Below are 16,929 nucleotides of genomic sequence, written 5' to 3'. Positions count from 1 at the left end.
AAAAAGTTATACCGCCGTCCCCGGCAATCTGCACTGCTCGGCTCGAATTTGCGCCCGTTGGTCGCTAGGTTGGGGGTCATGGCCGAAATTCGCCGCCTCCCGGAAGCTCTGGTCAATCGCATCGCTGCCGGCGAGGTGGTCGAACGACCTGCCGCCGCGCTCAAGGAACTGGTCGAAAACGCGATCGATGCCGGTGCTACCCGCATCGCGGTTGCGCTCGACGAAGGCGGGCTCGACCGGATCGAAGTGACCGACGACGGGTGCGGCATGACGCCCGCCGAGATGGCGCTCGCTCTCGAACGACACGCCACTAGCAAGCTGCCCGACGAAAGCATCGAACTCGTCGCAACACTCGGCTTCCGCGGCGAGGCCCTGCCGAGCATCGCCAGTGTCGCGCGCTTCACCCTCGAAAGCCGGGTGCGCGGGTCGGAGCAGGGTTGGCGCCGGGTGGTCGATCACGGCGTTGTGGCCGAAGAAGGACCGGCCGCCCTGCCGCCGGGCACCCGCGTGCGGGTGGAGAACCTGTTCGGCAAAGTACCCGCGCGGCGCAAATTCCTCCGCTCGGCGCGCAGCGAATATGCCGCCTGCCTCGATGTCGTGCGCCGCCTCGCGATGGCGCGGCCCGACGTTGGCTTCACGCTGGACCATGCTGGCCGCACGGTGCTGTCGCTGCAACCGGGGCAGGACCTCACCGACCGCGTGGCGCAGATCGTGGCACGCGAGCTGAAGGACAACGGCGTCGCGCTCGACCTGGAACGCGGGGGAATGACCCTTGGCGGGATCGCCGGGCTGCCGACGTACAATCGCGGCGTGGCCGACCATCAGTACCTGTTTGTCAACGGTCGGCCGGTGAAGGACCGCCTGCTCATCGGAGCGGTGCGAGGAGCGTATTCGGACATGCTCGCGCGCGATCGCCACGCGGTGCTCGCGCTGTTTCTCGACCTGCCTCCGAGCGAAGTCGACGTAAACGTCCATCCGGCCAAGACCGAAGTACGGTTCCGCGACGCTGCGGGGGTGCGCGGATTCATCGTTTCGGGGCTGCGGCAGGCGCTCGGTTCGGGCGACCGGCGGAGCGCACAGGTCCCCGATGCGGGCGCGATGGGACGCTGGACTAGCGAGCCGGTTGCATCGCCCCAGTCGACGCTCGGATCGATCTTCGCCGGTCGCGACTGGACCGCGCCTTCGGCCAGCGTCCGCGAGGCCTCGCGCACTTGGCGCGGCTACGAAGCCGACGTGCTCACTGCGCCGCACGGCAGGGCGGAGGAAGCCACGCCGCTGCCCGAGGCGGCCGAGGATTATCCGCTCGGTGTCGCACGTGGGCAGGTGGCACAGACCTATATCGTCGCCGAGGCGGCCGATGGACTGGTGATCGTCGACCAGCATGCCGCACACGAACGGCTCGTCCTCGAACGATTGAGGGCGGCCGGGGCGGGGGAGGCGAACGCGCGCGCGCAGGCACTGCTGATTCCCGATGTGGTCGAACTGGACGAGGTGGATTGCGACCGGCTCGAAAGCGCTGTCGACACGCTTGCGGGCATGGGCCTCGCTATCGAGCGGTTCGGCCCGGGCGCAATGCTCGTCCGAAGCCTGCCGCACGCGCTTGCGGGTGCCGATCCCGCGAAGTTGCTGCGCGACATCACCGACGACCTCGCGCAGCATGGCGAGGCGCTGCTGCTGGGCGAGAAGCTCGACCTCGTCCTTGCGACGATGGCCTGCCACGGCTCGGTCCGCGCGGGGCGAGTGCTGTCGGTGGCAGAGATGAACGCGCTCCTGCGCGAGATGGAGCGCACCCCGCGTTCGGGCCAATGCAACCATGGACGACCCACGTGGGTTAAGCTTCGCATGGAAGACGTAGAAAAACTGTTCGGGAGACATTGATGCGGGCTTTGTGGGTCGCGCCGCTGGTGATGCTGGTCGCGGGTTGCGGCGGGGACGAACCGTCTGCAGCCGAAAAGCGCAAGATGGACGATGCGGACGTCGCCGCGGTCAAGGCCGCACAGGTTCCTCCGCCGACGCCGGTCACACCGGGCAAGATCCTCTATCCCGATATCGAGCGGTATGATCTGTTCGGCGCGGGCTGCAATTTCGCGCCCGAGGGCAGCATGGCGGCGGTGGCGCTGGCGCAGCCGTCGAAGGGCTTCATGAAGATCGACGGCGAGCTCGTGGCGTTCGCGCCCGATGCGGGCAGCGGCGACCTGCCGTTGGGCGCGAAGGGCAAGTACACGTCGAAGGCGTGGTCGTTCGTACTCGATCTCGCCGCTGAAGAGGGCGCCCAGTCGGGCAGCGAAACGGTCAATTTTCCGGCGCACTTCGTGCTGCGCAACGATCGCGACCAGATCGTGTTCGAAGCCAACGGCACCGCCCAGTGCGGCAGTTGAACTAGACCTCGGTCGGCGCTGCCGGATCGCGCACTTCGATGAGGCCGTTCGATGTCATCTCCATCACCGGCTCGTCGTTCTGGTTGAACACTTGCAGGTGCGACTTGAACAGGCCCATCTCGGGCCGCGACTTGCTGCGGCGCTTTTCCAACACGGTTGTCTCGCAGCGGAGAGTGTCGCCCGGAAACACCGGCTTGAGCCAGCGCAGGTTGTCCATGCCCGGTGATCCCAATCCGGCCTGACGATTCTTTTTCAGGTTCTCGACCAGCATCGCCATCGTCATGGCGCAGGTGTGCCAGCCGCTCGCCGACAAGCGACCGAAATGGGTCTTTGCTGCAGCCTCGTCATCGAGGTGGAAGGGCTGGGGATCGTACTTGCTGGCGAACTCGATCACCTCTTCGCGGGTGACCTCGTAACGCCCGAATTTGGCGGTCTCGCCGACCGGAAGATCTTCGAAATACTGCACGCTGCCTGATCTCCGGAATGGTCCTAGATTGAAACCCATAGACCATCCCGGACCGCCGAGATCAATGGCCGAAGAGCATCCACCCCGCCATCGCGATCATCGCCAGGTTCTCAGTCAGTGAAACGAAGCCGAGCGGGACGTTGCTCGATCCGCCCACGCAGGCGCACTTGATGTCGCGCTTCTGCACATAGACCGCGTAAAAGACGCTGACCGCGCCGATGGTGCCGATTGTCAGCGCGACCGGTATCGACAGCCAGTCGAGCGCGCGGGCCGCCATGAGCAACCCGGCACCGAATTCGAGGAACGGGTACAAATAGCCGTAGGGCACCCAGCGCTTGGCGAGGAGATCGTAGCCGAGGAACATCGAGGAGAACTTGTCGATATCCTGCAGCTTCAGCATGGCGAGGATGACCATCGCAAACGACACGAACCATTCGCCGGCTCGCACCGTGAACGGAGTGCCGAAGGCGGCGTGACTTACCGCCAGGGCCAGCGCGGCCGCGGAGACGAATACTACAAGAACAGGGACGTAACTGGTTGCGCCGGGCGGCGGCAGCGGTTTGCCGAAGTAGGCGCGAAGCTCCGTATATCCGCCGATGCGCTTGCCATCGATGAAGGTCTGCGGCGTGGTCTCGACGCCGTGCGCGGCCTTGTAAGAGTCGGTCTCCTCACGGGTCGTGAGCCAGTGGTCCTCGACCGTGTAGCCGTGTTTCTCCAGCAGCCATTTCGACTTCACGCCGTACGGGCAGGTGTGGGTTGGCATGACCATGCGGGTCAGGCTGGCGGTTTTTGCGTGTTCCATGCGAATCACCTATACCGTCCGTACCACGGTACGGAGTCAAGCGAATGGTGGCCTTGCGTATTTCCGACCTTGCGCGCGCCGGCGGAGTAGGCGTGGAGACGGTGCGCTTCTACCAGCGCAAAGGTCTTCTCGCTGTCCCAGGACAAGGCGCGTCGGGCACGCGCCACTACGGGTCCGACGACGTGCGCCGATTGCGCTTCGTCCGCCGGGCGCAGGGAGCCGGCTTCACGCTGGCGCAGATCGCGGAACTGATCGCCCTCGATCGCCTCGACGACCGGCCGCGAGCCCGTGCGATGGCGCAGGCGCGGATCGCGGCCCTCGATGAAGAGATCGCCCGGCTTCAGGATGCCCGTGCATTGCTCGGGAAGCTCGCGCGCGAATGCGCGAAAGGATCGGGCGGTCCCTGTCCGATCCTCTCCGCGTTCGACTGACCTACAGATGGGGCTTCAGGTCGCCGCGCTGGATGTCGGGCACGATCCGGTAACGCGCGGTGATCAGGCTGAAGACGCCGAAGAAGACCAGGCCTACCGCGACCAGCGAGTAGATCCCGCTGTCGGACAGTGCGACGATCGCATCGCCGAGGCCCTTGACCTCGCTTTCCTTGTCGAGCCACGCGCCGCGGATCAACGACCACCCGATCAGCGCGAAGATGACCACGCGGGCGGCATGGCCGGCCTGACCGACCGGCTTGACCCATGACGGCGCGCCGCCGCCGATATGCTTCATGAAATTGGCGGTCCACGCGGACTTGGCCTGCATCGCGGCACCGATCAAAAAGCCAAGGCCGACGATGCCCAGCACGAACGGACCCACTTCCCAGTCGAGCAGGCTGCCTGCGGTTTCCTGCGTGCTGTTGGTGCCTTCGGCCTGCTGCTTTTCGCCGTTGGCGAACTGGATCGCCGTCCACGCGAGGACCACGTGGGTCAAGGCGCTAGCGGCGGAGCCGATACGCTTGCCCTTGCCTGCGGCGTCGTCACCGTGGTTCTCGAGGTCGGTCGCGGCATCGATCGCCTTGAACGCACCGTAGGCGAGCAGGCCGAGCGCGACGAGATACAGCAGCGGCGTGCCGAACGGCACGTCCTGCAGCAGGTCGAACACCGCGTTCTGCCCCTCCTTCGCCTTGCCGGCGGTGGACAGCGCCAGGTAGCCCAGCAGGAGGTACACGAGCCCGCGCGCGGCATAGCCGAGGCGCACGAGCAGGCTGAACTTTTCGGACTTGTCGACCATGGCAGGCAGTCTCCCCTTTTGCGCCCCCAACGGGTGAGGCGCAGGTTGGTGCCCGCCGGATTCAGAAGCAAGTCAGACGTTGAACTTGAACATCATCACGTCGCCGTCCTGGACGACGTATTCCTTGCCTTCCTGGCGCAGCTTGCCTGCTTCCTTCGCTCCGCTTTCGCCGCCCAGCGCGACGTAGTCGTCGAAGGCGATCGTTTCGGCGCGAATGAAGCCGCGTTCGAAGTCGGTATGGATCTCGCCAGCAGCCTGCGGAGCCCTTGCGCCTGTCGGAAAGGTCCACGCACGCGCTTCCTTGGGGCCGGCGGTGAAGAAGGTCTTCAGGCCGAGGAGCTTGTAGCCCGCGCGGATTACGCGGCTGAGGCCGCTTTCGGAGAGACCCAGCGAATCGAGATACTCGGCGCGATCCTCTTCCGGCATGGCGACGAGCTCGCTCTCGATGGCAGCGGAGACGACCACCGCCTCGGCGCCCTCGGCCGCGGCCTTGGCGAAGACCCGTTCGGACAGGGCGTTGCCGGTCGCGGCATCATCCTCAGCGACGTTGCAGACGTACAGGACCGGTTTGGCGGTAAGCAGTTGCGCCTGCGCGAACACGCGCTCCTCGTCGTCGCCGTTGGGCTGGGTCAGGCGGGCGGGCTTGCCGTCGCGCAGCAGGTCGAGTGCCTGGCCGAGGACGCTCGCCATGACCTTGGCTTCCTTGTCGCCGCCGGTCGCCTTTTTCTGCGCGGCGGGCACGCGCTTCTCGAGGCTCTCGAGGTCGGCGAGCATCAGCTCGGTTTCGACCACTTCGGCGTCGGATAGCGGATCGACCTTGTTGGCGACGTGCTGGATGTCGTCGTCCTCGAAGCAGCGCAGGACGTGGACGATCGCATCGACTTCGCGGATGTTGCCGAGGAACTGGTTGCCGAGTCCTTCGCCCTTGCTCGCCCCTTTCACGAGGCCGGCGATGTCGACGAAACCGAGCTGGGTCGGAATCACCTTGGCGCTGCCGGCGATCGCCGCCAGCTTGTCGAGCCGTTCATCGGGCACGGCAACCTGGCCGACGTTCGGCTCGATCGTGCAGAACGGATAGTTCGCGGCCTGCGCGGCCTGCGTCTCGGTAAGGGCATTGAACAGCGTGGACTTGCCGACATTGGGCAGCCCGACGATTCCGCAACGGAAACCCATCGGTGACTCCGGAAGGTAAAGGGGATACGGGCGCGCCCTTAGCGGGTCGCGCGCATGAAAGGAAGATGACAGCGGGGAAGGGCGCGCTAATCTTGCGCGGAAAGGGAAATGTTCATGGTTCCAAAGATGCTGACCTTGCCGCGACGCGCTCGCGGCGGCGGTTGCAGACAAGCGGCTGCTGCCTACGGTTCCGCCGGGGATGCCGAACTGATCCGAGGTCCGAACGGGCATTGCGCCCGCCGATCAAGACGCTAAGTCTCTCTTTCGTATAGCTGTCTGCGCCAGGGGAGTGACGGGCATGAATGCGACCGCAATTGCCGAACCCGCCGCGGACGAGTTGCCACCCGCGCCCGCGCCTGCCACCTCGAGCCGTGACGAGACCGTCGCCGACCTGATGGCGCCGCCAGTCGGTCTGTTCGGCACGGACGTCACCGTCGCCGAAGCGACCGAAGCTCTCCGCGAACAGGTGAAATCGGCCTTCATCACCTATGTCTACGTCGTCGACGGAGGCGGGCGGCTGCTCGGCCTGGTCGTCATGCGCGAAATGCTGCTGGCGAGGCCGGACGCGACACTCGGGTCGATCATGATCCCCGATCCATTCGCGCTGCAGGCGTCGCTATCGCTGGGGGAGGCACTGAAGCTTGCGCTGCACAAGCACTTCCCGGTCTATCCGGTCGTCGACGCTGGCGGCAGCCTTGTCGGTCTGGTCCGCGGATCCGACCTTTTCGCCAACCGCGCGGTCGAAATCTCCGCGCAGTCGGGGGCGATGGTCGGCGTCGACAAGGAAGAGCGCATGGGCACTTCGCTCTCGCGCAGTCTGACCTTGCGGCACCCATGGTTGCAGGTGAACCTCCTCACGGCATTCGTTGCAGCCGCCGTCGTCGGGGTATTCGAGGACACACTGAGCCGACTGGTCATCCTCGCCGTTTTTCTGCCGGTCATGGCTGGTCAGACGGGCAACACCGGCTGCCAGGCGCTCGCGGTCGCACTGAGGGGCATGACGCTGGGCGACGTCAAGCCGGGCATGGAGACGAGCCTCGTTCGCAAGGAAGGGATGCTGGGCTTTCTGAATGGCGCTTTGGTCGGCATCACCGCAGGGCTGGGCATGTTCGTCTACGCCACTATGCAGGGCGAGCCTCGGGCGGCGACACTAGCAGGGGTCGTGTTCTTCTCGATGATCACGGCATGTACCGTGGCGGGCATCGCCGGTGCCCTGATTCCGCTCACCCTCAAGCGCCTGGGCGCCGATCCGGCGACCGCTTCGAGCATCTTCCTGACGACGGCCAGCGATGTCGCCAGCATGGGCATTTTCCTGTCGCTGGCGACAGCCCTGATGCCTGCCTGATCGAAGCTATCGCCGAAACGCTTGCGCGCCAGGTAACCTCGGTCCAGTGGAGCACCGTGCGTCGCGCCATCCTCATCGCCGTTTCCATGTTCGCCATTGCCGGGTGCAGGACCACCAATGCCGATGGCTGGACCGGCGGCGGCACGACCCCGTTCAACCAGGCGGAACGCAGCTGCACCGATCTGACGAAGTCGATCGGGGAAGAACCCGATCGCCGCGAATTCTTCATCGGTTGCATGGGTTCGCTGGGATGGGCGGCAGGGCCGAACGCGCGGATCGACCTTTAATCGGCCCGGGTCGGGTTCGGCAGCAGCTCCAGTCGCGCGAGTTCCCGATGCAGGGCGACGATCGCCCAGATGTCGTAGACCACGTGGCCGACGATCACCGTCATCAGGCTGCCGGTGAACCAGAAGACCGCCGCGAAGACCAGTCCGATCACGAACAGCATGGCCGCAATCGGCGGCTTGGCCACGTGGAACAGAGCGAACGCCAGCGACGTCGCGATCACCGCGAGGGGCGCGCCGATCGTGTCGCTCGCCAGCGGCATCAGCCCGCCCCGAAACAGCGCTTCCTCGCCGATGCCGGCGCACAGCGAAATCAAGATGACGACGGGCAGTGAAATTGTCCGGCCGAGAACCTGACCGACCTGTGCCTGCAATCGTGCGGTCCATTCGAGGAAATCCGGACGCAGGCGAAACGCGGTCCCGACCAGTCCGATCATCGCCAGACCGAACGCAGCGCCGTGCAACGCGGATCGCCATTCGAGATCGAGGAAGCCTGCCAGCGGTCGCCCCGACCAGTGCCAGAGAAACGCGGCTATCGCGGTGAGGACGCAGGCCTGGATGGCGAGCACGGACAGGACGACCGGACGCGATACCTCACGGTCTTGCGAAGACGTCATGACGTCGCCAGCCGATGGTCTGCTGCGGGGCACGATGCGGCAAGCCATTGCTCGGTCTCAAGCGGGTTCCGCAAGCGCACGATCCGTCCGTCCCAGTCCCGCAGGCTCGCCTCCAGCCTGCGCGCGGGGCCGAGACGCCAGGTCGCGACGTAGCGCACGAATTCGAAGTCGATCTTTTCGGGACAGCCTTCGGTCATGTCCGGGCGGCTGCGGCCCTGGTACTGCCGATAACGCCGCACGATCCGGGCGAGGCACAGCGGGATCGGGTAATCGAGCACGATCACCGTATCGGCCCGTGCCAGGCGCTCGGGCAAGGTGCCGCCATAGTTACCGTCGATGAGCCATCGCTCGCCTGCGAGGATCGGGGCGAGGGCGGCGCGCAATTCGTCGTGGGTGCTGTCGATCCAGCCCGTTTTCCACGCCAGTCGGTCCATGTGGAACAGCGGCAGGTCGAGCCGCCTCGCCAGCTCGTGCGACAGGGTGGACTTGCCCGCCCCGCACGGTCCGACGACAAGGACCCGCTGCACGCCGGTCAGTCCTGCAGGCGCAGCGCGAACTCGCTCATGAAGCGGACGTCCTCGCCCTTGGCGAGCCACTCCGCCTCGCCGGCGATCGCGCCCAGCATGTCGGCAAGATCGTCCATCTCGGCCTTGGCGTAGTTGCCGAGGACGTGGCCGGTGACCCGGTCCTTGTGCCCCGGATGGCCGATGCCGATCCGCACGCGGCGGAAATCGGGGCCTAGATGCTGGTTGATCGAGCGCAAGCCGTTGTGCCCCGCCAACCCGCCGCCCACACGCACCTTCACCTTGAATGGCGCCAGATCGAGTTCGTCGTGAAACACGGTCAGCGCGTCGACGTCGAGCTTGTAGAAGCGCAGCGCCTCGGCCACCGCGCGGCCGCTTTCGTTCATGAAGGTGGCGGGCTTCAGCAGCAGGATCTTCTGCGTGCCGATGCGCCCTTCCTGCACCCAGCCGGAGAACTTCTTCTGCACCGGGCCGAATCCATGCACCTCGGCGATGGCGTCGAGCACCATGAAGCCGACGTTGTGCCGGTGGAGCGCATATTGCGGACCGGGATTTCCAAGGCCTGCCCAGACTTGCATGGCGCGCGCCTAGCCGAGGCGAGGTGTGGGGGGAAGGGCGGTGCGAAGCTCGAAGCGGGCAGTCGGCCGATTTGAAAGTCCGCTTGTGTTTGTTTAAATGTATCTGCTGAAGGTCCACTTTTGGGGTGGAAAGCGGACATTCTAGACCTTCCATGAGCGTAGCAGCGACACCGCTCGCTGATAGGTCATTTCGAGCTTGGGAAGTTCATCGTCGTTGAGGCTGATGGTAAGCAGCAAATCGCCAAGGCCCAGGGTTGCCGAGCATAGGCCGGTGTGACCTTCTATTTGCATTTTGTGGCAGCTTACAAATGGGGCGTCCCCGCGAACGGGAGTGTCTGGGCTGTAGGTCCACCATGTTTCATCACCGGCCTTACGCCAGCCGTGGCCTCGCCATGCGATCTCGCGCGGGCCGCAAACCGTTCGGGAAACGTATCCCGCTCCATTTGCTCGGGCGCAGACGCGTTCCCGATTTTGAACCAACACACTCCTCTGCTGGCGTAGTTCGGCTTCAGGGTTGAGGGTGAAGATGAAACCCTCCTCGTCCGACTTAGGCAGAAAAAAAGGGTAATCACTCTTTGGAACCAGATTGGCGGGAGGCACCTCATAACGGTGATTAGCGACCTGCTGCTGCGCATTGGCGCAACCACTCAAAAAAAGAGCCATCGCGCCGACGGCAATAGTCAAAGTTGAAAGTGGTCTCAAAGCTGCGCTCATACCTAAGCAATGACGTTTCGTGCCAACGTCCGCAATGGGGTCGTTTGCCGACAGGCCGCTTTCGCCGAAAAGCCTTCGAAAGCTGACATCGCTCGCGCCACCCACAAAAGCAAAACGCCGGCCCCCTTGCGAGGACCGGCGCTTGCTGAAAGCCGGTGAGGGCGGGCGGATTACTCCGCGGCTGCGTCCTCGCTGCCTTCTTCGGCTTCGTCGTCGGTCTGCTCACCGGCCGGCACGTCACTCGCGGCGACGGCTGCGGCGGCTTCGGCGCCTTCGGCCTTCTTCAGGGCCGACGGCGCGACGAGCGTCGCGATGGTGAAGTCGCGATCGGTGATCGCGCTTTCCGAACCGGCGGGCAGGGAAACCTCGCTGATGTGGATCGAATCGCCCACGTCCTTGCCGGTCACGTCGATCTCGATCTGGTCGGGGATCTTGTCCGATTCGCAGATCAGGTCGAGCTCGTGGCGAACGATGTTGAGCACGCCGCCCTTCTTCAGGCCGGGGCTCGCTTCCTCGTTGAGGAACACGACGGGGACCATGACTTCGACCTTGGCGTTCTTCGCCAGGCGCAGGAAGTCGACGTGGACCGGACGGTCGGTGACGGGGTGAAACGCAACGTCCTTGGGGAGCGTGCGAACCTTCTTGCCGCCGACGTCGATCATCACGATCGAGTTCATGAAGTGGCCGGTGCCGAGCTGACGGATCAGCTCCTTGGCCTCGACGTGGATTGTAACGGGTTCTTCCTTGCCGCCATAGATGACGGCGGGAACACGGCCTTCGCGGCGCAGTACACGGGAGGCTCCCTTGCCAGCCCGTTCGCGCGCCTCGGCCGGCAGGGTCAGAGCGTCGCTCATCGGATTGCCTTTCGAAGTGTATTGAACGCCCGGTCCGCCACGCCTCCAGGGATGACCATGACGCCGGAGCGCGGGCCGTTAGACGGGACACGGCAGAAAAGCAAGCTCAGCGGAGGCGGCGGACCTTGTAGCCTTTGGCGGCGAGCAGCTCGGGGAGGCCCGATGGCGGCGCCAGGTGCGCGGCACCCACCGCGACGAGCGGCTTGAGGCCGGCTGCATAGAACGCAGCGATCCTGTCCGCCCATGCCTTGTTGCGGTTCACCAGCAAGGCATCGCGCAGTTCGGGGTCGGCGAGCATTCCTTCGTCGCCTTCGCGTGCGATGGCTTCCATGTCGCCGCTGAGCCACAGCTTTGCGAGCTTCGCGCTGTCGTCGGCGGTCATCGTGTCTTCCTCGACCACTGCGCCGAGCAAGTCGCGCTGGTCTGTTTCCGGGAGGGCGTCGAACAGCGCGAACTGGCCCTCGATCCCCTCGAGCTCCTCCACCCGCCGCGCGCGGAAGTCGCGCAGCAGCGCGCGGTCGACGCCGTTCTCTCCGATCGAATCGTCCGCGAGCTGCGCAAGCATGAGGGCGGCGGCCCAGGTCTCGGTCGCCTTGAAGTCGGCCTCGCGATAGTTGCCCTTGCCGAGCAGCGCAGGCAGGCGCGTGCGCAAAGTCGGCGGCACGCGCTCGGAGAGGGGGGGCAGATCGTCGGTGGTGTGCGACAGCCGCGTGAACGTCGCGGCGAGCTTGCCCGAATCCGCCAGGTCCTTGACCTCGACCACCAAAAGATCGGCCCCGACGATCGCCCTGTCGATCGCCGGGGTCCGCCATTCGGTATCTTCGGGAAGGGAATGGATCGTCCCGAACAGCCAGCCGGCGGGAGAACCGTCGGCCAGCGTAACCTCCCACAGCGCCGGATCGGGCGGGGGCAGGTCGGGCGGCGTAGCGGCCCGGTCGCAGCCCGCCAACGCGAGCAGTGCAGCCAGGCCGATAATCAAACGCTTCACCGGACGCGTTCGCTCTTGATCCCGCGCTTATCAAGCGCGTCCTGCACGCTTTCCTTGCCCGCCAGGTGGCCTGCGCCCACGGCCATGAACACGGTGCCGGGCTGATCGAGCCGGGTGTCGATCCATTCGGCCCAGTTGCGGTTGCGGGCATAGAGCAGGCGTTCGGCAAGTGCGGGGTCGTCCATGCCCTCGTTCATCAGGTCGGCCAGCTTGTCGGCATCGCCCTCGGCCCACGCGGCGACCATCTCGTTGAGCATGGGCACGACCTCGTCGACCTTACCGGCGGTGCTGGTGAGGTACTTGACCTGCGCTTCGGCCGGAAGCTCGTCGAACAGCTTCATCTGGCCGTCGATAGTCTCGACCGCGCCGCGCTCCATGGTGGTGCCGGCCTTCGCCTCGAGCACCTTCTCGACGCCGCTGTCGACCTTGTAGCCGTTCTGCATCAGCGGCAGCATCGACAGGGTCATCGCCGCGAACCAGGGCTCGAAGCGGTCGAATGCGGGGGCCGGAACGCCGAGCTTGGTCAGCGCCGCCTCGTAGGTCTTGCGCTGCTCGTCGTTGAGCATGGCGCGCAGGCTCTTGTCGGCGGGGAGCATCGCATAACCCATGATCGTCTGCTGGGCAGCCGGGTCCGCCATCGCGCTCGGCGGCAATTCGGTGACAATCGACTGCGAAGAGGCAAGCGCCTTGGCGATGCGGTCGTCGAACCAGTTCGTGCTTTCGGGAAGGACGTGAACCGTGCCGAAGAGGTAGATCGTGGTGTCCTCGTCGGCGACCTTCCACAGCGCGGGGCCATTGGCCGCAGCAGGAGCTGTCGCGGCAACGGCGGCAGGGGTCTCGGCCATGGCCGGGCTGGCGAGCAGCGCGACGGCGGGAACGAGCGAGCGGGCAATCGAACGAAGCAGTGTCATGGCAGATATTTCCTTGAAGCAACCAGGATTGACGGGAAGTGAAATTTCTCAGGCGAAGCGGCGCACCATCCAGGTCAGGCCCCACGCAGTGAGCACGAGCATGAAGGTAATCATCTCCTGCGGTTCAGGCAGGAAGCCGCCGCGCCAGCCGAACCACCAGGTCGGCGCGATCGCGCTATAGGCATAGATCCCCACCAGAGCGCCGTCCTTGTAGGCGCTCGCCTCGTGTTCATCGATGTTCTTCCACCAGATCCAGCTCAGGATCGGCACCGCAATGAGCCACACGGCGATCGCGATCGCGGCGGTGAGCGGGGGCAGCGGGCCCTCCGCCAGCATCGCCGGGTCAGTCTCGAAGGCACCGAGTTGCAGCACGACGCCGAGCACCGCGCCGACCGCGCCCGAGGCGTAGAGGATCGACCGCGCCTTCTTCGTGCGGGGCGACAGCTTGCCGGCGAAGAAGTGCGGCAGCGACCGGCGCAGGAGCGAGCCGCCCAGCGCCGCGAAACTTAAGACACCGGCGATGACCAGCGCCACCTTCCACCCGTGCCGAACGCCGTGATCGGCTACGGCGGCGAGGAAGCCGGCCAGCACTCCCAACGCGAACAGCACGAGGAAACCGCCGATGAGCGCTTGCACGACGTGGCGCGCTGTTGGCCCGTCATCCTCGCGGGCAAGTTCCTCACTGGTCATCGAAAATCTCCTCGATCGGCATGTCGAACAGCCGGGAAATACGGAAGGCGAGCGGCAGCGACGGATCGTGCTTGCCGGTCTCGATGGCATTAACTGCCTGGCGCGAGACATCGAGATGGATCGCCAGGTCGGCCTGGCTCCAGTTTCGCTCGGCCCGAAGGACCTTGAGGCGGTTGTTCATGGGATAATGCTCGATCAAGCGCATATGTCAGGTTTCCCTGACTTTATGTCGCGATTCGCTGACTATGTCAACAAGACCTGACAAAAAGTCGCCATGACCTTCCATTGGTCCGGCGCGCCACCTCGCCATTGACCGCGCAAAACCCATCCGCCATTGCGCGGCGCACCATGAGCCGCGACCCGTCCAAAAGCTTTCAGGACATGATCCTGACGCTCCACGATTTCTGGAGCGAGAATGGCTGCCTGATCCTGCAGCCCTATGACATGCGCATGGGGGCCGGCACATTCCACACCGCGACCACGCTGCGCGCCCTCGGGCCCGAGCCGTGGAATGCCGCTTTCGTGCAGCCCTGCCGCCGCCCGACCGACGGCCGCTACGGCGAGAACCCGAACCGGCTGCAGCATTATTACCAGTACCAGGTGATCCTGAAGCCGAGCCCGCCGGACCTGCAGGAGCTTTACCTCAAGAGCCTGTCGCTGATCGGGATCGACCCGCTCAAGCACGACATCCGCTTCGTCGAGGATGACTGGGAGTCGCCCACGCTCGGCGCGTGGGGGCTGGGCTGGGAGGTCTGGTGCGACGGGATGGAGGTGACGCAGTTCACCTATTTCCAGCAGATGGGCGGGTTCGACTGCAAGCCGGTGGCGGGCGAGCTCACCTACGGCCTCGAACGCCTCGCGATGTACATCCAGGGCGTCGACAACGTGTACGATCTGAACTTCGACGGGCGCGGGACCAGCTACGGCGACGTGTTCCTCGAGAACGAACGCCAGATGTCCAAGTGGAACTTCGAGGTCGCCGATACCGACGCGCTGTTCGACCTCTTCCGCAAGGCGACCGCCGAGTGCAGGAACGCGCTCGCCGCCGAGGTCCCCATCGCCGCCTACGAGCAGGCGATCGAAGCCAGCCACGTGTTCAACCTCCTCCAGGCACGCGGCGTGATCAGCGTACAGGAACGGGCCAGCTACATGGCGCAGGTGCGCGATCTCGCGCGCGGATCGTGCGAGGCCTACATGGCGAAGGAAGCGGGTCGCTGGGCGCAGGAATACCCGGGGTGGTCGGCATGAGCGGCGGCGACTTCCTTCTCGAACTGCGCTGCGAGGAAATCCCCGCAAGGATGCAGGCCGGCGCGCGCACCGATCTCGAAAAGCTGTTCCGCGCGGAGATGGGCGCGGCGGGCGTATCGGTCGGCGAGGTTAACGTCTGGTCGACCCCGCGCCGACTCGCGCTGATCGCGAAAAACCTGCCCGATGCGACAGAGGCGGTGAGCGAAGAGGCCAAAGGCCCGCCCGAAGGCGCGCCCGACGCGGCCATCGAAGGCTTCTGCCGCAAGGCCGGCGTTACCCGCGACCAGCTGACCTTGCGCGACGTGAAGGGCCGCAACACGTATTTCGCGGTGATCGACAAGCCCGGTCGCGCCACGCGCGAGGTGCTGGGCGAGGCGATCCCGGCGATCGTCGCGAAGTTCCCTTGGCCCAAGTCGATGCGCTGGGGCACGGCATCGCTTTCGACCGAATCCTTGCGCTGGGTGCGTCCGCTGTCGGGAATCGTGGCGATCCTCGGCGAAGACCTCGTCGAATGCGAGATTGGCGGGATTGCGAGCGGATACGCCACGATGGGCCACCGCTTCCACCACTCGGGCGAAATCACCATCGGCGGCGCGCACGACTACGCCGAAAAGCTGCGCGCGTGCCACGTCATCGTGGACCATGCGGAGCGCGAGGGCATCGTGCGCGAGATGGCGCGCGGGGCCGCGATCGCGGGCGGGCTGACGCTGGTCGAGGACGAGGGGCTGGTGATCGAGAACGCCGGCCTCACCGAATGGCCGGTGCCGCTGCTCGGCCGCTTCGACGAAGCCTATCTCGACGTCCCGCCCGAGGTGATCCAGCTCACCGCGCGGACCAACCAGAAGTATTTCGTCTGCAACTCGGCCGACGGCAAGCTCGCCAACGCCTTCGTCTGCACCGGCAATATCGAGGCGGCGGACGGCGGCGCGGCGATCGTCGACGGCAACCGCAAGGTCCTCGCTGCGCGGCTTTCGGATGCGCGCTTCTTCTGGGAGCAGGACCGCAAGACCCCGCTCGCCGAGCACGCGAAGAAGCTCGAACGGATCACCTTCCACGAAAAGCTCGGCACGGTCGCCGACAAGGTCGAGCGGGTGGCGAAGCTGGCCCGGTGGCTGGTCGAGGAAGGCATCGTCAAGGGCGCCGACGCCGACCAGGCCGAACAGGCCGCTCGGCTCGCCAAGGCCGACCTCGTCACCGAGATGGTCGGCGAGTTCCCCGAACTGCAGGGCCTGATGGGCGGCTACTACGCCCGCGCCGAAGGCCTGCCGAGCGCCGTCGCCGATGCCATCCGCGACCACTACAGGCCGGTCGGCCAGGGCGACGAGGTTCCGACCGCGCCGCTGACGGTGGCGGTGAGTTTGGCGGACAAGCTGGATACTCTTCGCAGCTTCTTCGCGATCGATGAAAAACCGACGGGTTCCAAGGACCCGTTCGCACTGCGCCGTGCCGCCCTCGGCGTCATCCGGATTGTGCAGGACAACGGTTTGCGGACCGCGATTGCCGATGGTGACCTGCTCGACTTCTTCGCCGACCGCCTCAAAGTCCAACAGCGCGAAGCCGGCGTTCGCCACGACCTGATCGACGCGGTATTCGCACTGGGTGGCGAGGACGATCTCATCCGCCTGCTCGCGCGGGTCCATGCACTGCAGGCGTTCATGGGCACCGAGGACGGCGCGAACCTGCTTGCCGGATACAAGCGCGCGGCAAATATCCTCAAGAAGGAGGGCTGGACCTCGTCGTCGGCCACGAAGATCGCGCGGACGGGCGAGGAAGACCCGATGTCCGACGTCGACGATCCCGCGATGGCGGCGGTCTATGCGGCGCGGGCCGAGCAGCAGAATGCACTTTCCTACACGCCCGAAGCCGACGAAAAGGCCCTGATCGAGGCGCTCGACGCGGCCGGGCCGGAAGCGGCCCGTGCGGTCGAGGCGGAGGACTTCGCGGCCGCGATGGCGGCGCTGGCTTCGCTGCGCGCCCCGATCGACCGGTTCTTTGACAGCGTGACGGTGAACGACCCCGAGCCCGCAAAGCGCGCGTCGCGCCTCGACCTGCTGGCCCTGTTCCGCGACGCGGTGCACCGGGTCGCGGATTTCGGGCGCATCGAGGGGTAGGATTTGGGCGTATACTTCG

General features: G+C 65.6%; 20 protein-coding genes. 7 read left to right on the top strand and 13 right to left on the bottom strand.

Annotated features, from left to right (window positions below; genetic code table 11):
• Window positions 1–78: 78 nt before the first annotated feature.
• Window positions 79–1,878, top strand: coding sequence for a DNA mismatch repair endonuclease MutL (mutL, locus tag ACWPMX_RS06500; protein ID WP_455699224.1), 1,800 nt, complete (start codon window positions 79–81; stop codon window positions 1,876–1,878).
• Window positions 1,878–2,378 (top strand): hypothetical protein, encoded by a 501-nt coding sequence (locus ACWPMX_RS06495; RefSeq protein ID WP_455699223.1) that lies wholly within the window; start codon window positions 1,878–1,880, stop codon window positions 2,376–2,378. The genes mutL and ACWPMX_RS06495 overlap by 1 nt, the downstream gene beginning before the upstream one ends.
• 1 nt (window position 2,379) lies before the next feature.
• Here the strand turns inward: ACWPMX_RS06495 and ACWPMX_RS06490 are convergent, their stop codons facing one another.
• Complete coding sequence (locus ACWPMX_RS06490) at window positions 2,380–2,844, bottom strand: MaoC family dehydratase (RefSeq protein ID WP_455699222.1); 465 nt, start codon at window positions 2,842–2,844, stop codon at window positions 2,380–2,382.
• 61 nt (window positions 2,845–2,905) lie between these two features.
• Window positions 2,906–3,646 (bottom strand): MauE/DoxX family redox-associated membrane protein, encoded by a 741-nt coding sequence (locus ACWPMX_RS06485; protein ID WP_455699221.1) that lies wholly within the window; start codon window positions 3,644–3,646, stop codon window positions 2,906–2,908.
• A gap of 44 nt (window positions 3,647–3,690) precedes the next feature.
• On the opposite strand from ACWPMX_RS06485, the gene ACWPMX_RS06480 reads away from it, so the two are divergent.
• Window positions 3,691–4,077: a MerR family transcriptional regulator gene (locus ACWPMX_RS06480; RefSeq protein WP_455699220.1), complete on the top strand. Its 387-nt coding sequence runs from the start codon at window positions 3,691–3,693 to the stop codon at window positions 4,075–4,077.
• 1 nt (window position 4,078) lies between these two features.
• Here ACWPMX_RS06480 and ACWPMX_RS06475 read toward each other — a convergent pair whose 3' ends face one another.
• Window positions 4,079–4,873, bottom strand: coding sequence for a DUF1206 domain-containing protein (locus tag ACWPMX_RS06475; RefSeq protein ID WP_455699219.1), 795 nt, complete (start codon window positions 4,871–4,873; stop codon window positions 4,079–4,081).
• Between the two features lie 72 nt (window positions 4,874–4,945).
• Window positions 4,946–6,046 carry a redox-regulated ATPase YchF gene (ychF, locus tag ACWPMX_RS06470; protein WP_455699218.1) on the bottom strand — a complete coding sequence of 367 codons (1,101 nt, stop codon included), beginning with the start codon at window positions 6,044–6,046 and terminating at the stop codon, window positions 4,946–4,948.
• 298 nt (window positions 6,047–6,344) lie between these two features.
• On the opposite strand from ychF, the gene ACWPMX_RS06465 reads away from it, so the two are divergent.
• Together ACWPMX_RS06465 and ACWPMX_RS06460 are read left to right on the top strand one after the other, a co-directional pair.
• The gene (locus ACWPMX_RS06465; RefSeq protein WP_455699217.1) at window positions 6,345–7,391 is read left to right on the top strand and encodes a magnesium transporter; all 1,047 of its coding nucleotides are present in this window, start codon (window positions 6,345–6,347) and stop codon (window positions 7,389–7,391) included.
• A 56-nt stretch (window positions 7,392–7,447) separates the two neighbouring features.
• A complete protein-coding gene (locus tag ACWPMX_RS06460) occupies window positions 7,448–7,678 on the top strand; it encodes a hypothetical protein (protein WP_455699216.1) in 231 nt (76 codons plus the stop codon).
• Here ACWPMX_RS06460 and ACWPMX_RS06455 read toward each other — a convergent pair.
• The 9 genes from ACWPMX_RS06455 to ACWPMX_RS06415 form a co-directional block, all read right to left on the bottom strand.
• Window positions 7,675–8,292 (bottom strand): CPBP family intramembrane glutamic endopeptidase, encoded by a 618-nt coding sequence (locus ACWPMX_RS06455; protein WP_455699215.1) that lies wholly within the window; start codon window positions 8,290–8,292, stop codon window positions 7,675–7,677. The genes ACWPMX_RS06460 and ACWPMX_RS06455 overlap by 4 nt on opposite strands.
• On the bottom strand, window positions 8,289–8,819 hold the full coding sequence (locus tag ACWPMX_RS06450) for an AAA family ATPase (protein ID WP_455699214.1): 531 nt from the start codon (window positions 8,817–8,819) through the stop codon (window positions 8,289–8,291). Before ACWPMX_RS06450 ends, ACWPMX_RS06455 begins: the two co-directional genes overlap by 4 nt.
• A gap of 5 nt (window positions 8,820–8,824) precedes the next feature.
• Window positions 8,825–9,394 (bottom strand): aminoacyl-tRNA hydrolase, encoded by a 570-nt coding sequence (pth, locus tag ACWPMX_RS06445; protein WP_455699213.1) that lies wholly within the window; start codon window positions 9,392–9,394, stop codon window positions 8,825–8,827.
• Between the two features lie 141 nt (window positions 9,395–9,535).
• Window positions 9,536–10,213, bottom strand: coding sequence for a hypothetical protein (locus tag ACWPMX_RS06440; protein WP_455699212.1), 678 nt, complete (start codon window positions 10,211–10,213; stop codon window positions 9,536–9,538).
• Window positions 10,214–10,278: 65 nt separating this feature from the next.
• On the bottom strand, window positions 10,279–10,962 hold the full coding sequence (locus ACWPMX_RS06435; RefSeq protein WP_455699211.1) for a 50S ribosomal protein L25/general stress protein Ctc: 684 nt from the start codon (window positions 10,960–10,962) through the stop codon (window positions 10,279–10,281).
• Between the two features lie 106 nt (window positions 10,963–11,068).
• Window positions 11,069–11,950: a TraB/GumN family protein gene (locus ACWPMX_RS06430; RefSeq protein WP_455699210.1), complete on the bottom strand. Its 882-nt coding sequence runs from the start codon at window positions 11,948–11,950 to the stop codon at window positions 11,069–11,071.
• A complete protein-coding gene (locus tag ACWPMX_RS06425) occupies window positions 11,947–12,861 on the bottom strand; it encodes a TraB/GumN family protein (RefSeq protein WP_455699209.1) in 915 nt (304 codons plus the stop codon). Before ACWPMX_RS06425 ends, ACWPMX_RS06430 begins: the two co-directional genes overlap by 4 nt.
• Window positions 12,862–12,909: 48 nt before the next feature.
• Window positions 12,910–13,551, bottom strand: a complete 642-nt coding sequence (locus tag ACWPMX_RS06420) for a hypothetical protein (protein ID WP_455699208.1) — start codon at window positions 13,549–13,551, stop codon at window positions 12,910–12,912.
• The gene (locus tag ACWPMX_RS06415) at window positions 13,541–13,732 is read right to left on the bottom strand and encodes a helix-turn-helix transcriptional regulator (RefSeq protein WP_455699207.1); all 192 of its coding nucleotides are present in this window, start codon (window positions 13,730–13,732) and stop codon (window positions 13,541–13,543) included. The genes ACWPMX_RS06420 and ACWPMX_RS06415 overlap by 11 nt, the downstream gene beginning before the upstream one ends.
• Window positions 13,733–13,899: 167 nt before the next feature.
• Here ACWPMX_RS06415 and ACWPMX_RS06410 point away from each other — a divergent pair, with 167 nt between their 5' ends.
• Both ACWPMX_RS06410 and glyS read left to right on the top strand, forming a co-directional pair.
• Window positions 13,900–14,799 (top strand): glycine--tRNA ligase subunit alpha, encoded by a 900-nt coding sequence (locus ACWPMX_RS06410; RefSeq protein ID WP_455699206.1) that lies wholly within the window; start codon window positions 13,900–13,902, stop codon window positions 14,797–14,799.
• Window positions 14,796–16,910 carry a glycine--tRNA ligase subunit beta gene (glyS, locus tag ACWPMX_RS06405; RefSeq protein WP_455699205.1) on the top strand — a complete coding sequence of 705 codons (2,115 nt, stop codon included), beginning with the start codon at window positions 14,796–14,798 and terminating at the stop codon, window positions 16,908–16,910. Before ACWPMX_RS06410 ends, glyS begins: the two co-directional genes overlap by 4 nt.
• Window positions 16,911–16,929: the final 19 nt, after the last annotated feature.

It is taken from the genome of Tsuneonella sp. HG094, assembly GCF_053819285.1.
Note: the sequence above shows the minus strand (reverse complement) of the source record. Positions and strands in the feature narration are given on the sequence as shown.

What these genes read in the sequence shown, in the direction of transcription:
- ACWPMX_RS06415 (WP_455699207.1), bottom strand. Translation starts at nt 13,732, where the DNA reads ATGAACAACCGCCTCAAGGTCCTTCGGGCCGAGCGAAACTGGAGCCAG.
- ACWPMX_RS06495 (WP_455699223.1), top strand. Translation starts at nt 1,878, where the DNA reads ATGCGGGCTTTGTGGGTCGCGCCGCTGGTGATGCTGGTCGCGGGTTGC.
- ACWPMX_RS06480 (WP_455699220.1), top strand. Translation starts at nt 3,691, where the DNA reads ATGGTGGCCTTGCGTATTTCCGACCTTGCGCGCGCCGGCGGAGTAGGC.
- glyS (WP_455699205.1), top strand. Translation starts at nt 14,796, where the DNA reads ATGAGCGGCGGCGACTTCCTTCTCGAACTGCGCTGCGAGGAAATCCCC.
- ychF (WP_455699218.1), bottom strand. Translation starts at nt 6,046, where the DNA reads ATGGGTTTCCGTTGCGGAATCGTCGGGCTGCCCAATGTCGGCAAGTCC.
- pth (WP_455699213.1), bottom strand. Translation starts at nt 9,394, where the DNA reads ATGCAAGTCTGGGCAGGCCTTGGAAATCCCGGTCCGCAATATGCGCTC.
- ACWPMX_RS06435 (WP_455699211.1), bottom strand. Translation starts at nt 10,962, where the DNA reads ATGAGCGACGCTCTGACCCTGCCGGCCGAGGCGCGCGAACGGGCTGGC.
- ACWPMX_RS06475 (WP_455699219.1), bottom strand. Translation starts at nt 4,873, where the DNA reads ATGGTCGACAAGTCCGAAAAGTTCAGCCTGCTCGTGCGCCTCGGCTAT.
- ACWPMX_RS06465 (WP_455699217.1), top strand. Translation starts at nt 6,345, where the DNA reads ATGAATGCGACCGCAATTGCCGAACCCGCCGCGGACGAGTTGCCACCC.
- mutL (WP_455699224.1), top strand. Translation starts at nt 79, where the DNA reads ATGGCCGAAATTCGCCGCCTCCCGGAAGCTCTGGTCAATCGCATCGCT.
- ACWPMX_RS06420 (WP_455699208.1), bottom strand. Translation starts at nt 13,551, where the DNA reads ATGACCAGTGAGGAACTTGCCCGCGAGGATGACGGGCCAACAGCGCGC.
- ACWPMX_RS06455 (WP_455699215.1), bottom strand. Translation starts at nt 8,292, where the DNA reads ATGACGTCTTCGCAAGACCGTGAGGTATCGCGTCCGGTCGTCCTGTCC.
- ACWPMX_RS06485 (WP_455699221.1), bottom strand. Translation starts at nt 3,646, where the DNA reads ATGGAACACGCAAAAACCGCCAGCCTGACCCGCATGGTCATGCCAACC.
- ACWPMX_RS06410 (WP_455699206.1), top strand. Translation starts at nt 13,900, where the DNA reads ATGAGCCGCGACCCGTCCAAAAGCTTTCAGGACATGATCCTGACGCTC.
- ACWPMX_RS06425 (WP_455699209.1), bottom strand. Translation starts at nt 12,861, where the DNA reads ATGACACTGCTTCGTTCGATTGCCCGCTCGCTCGTTCCCGCCGTCGCG.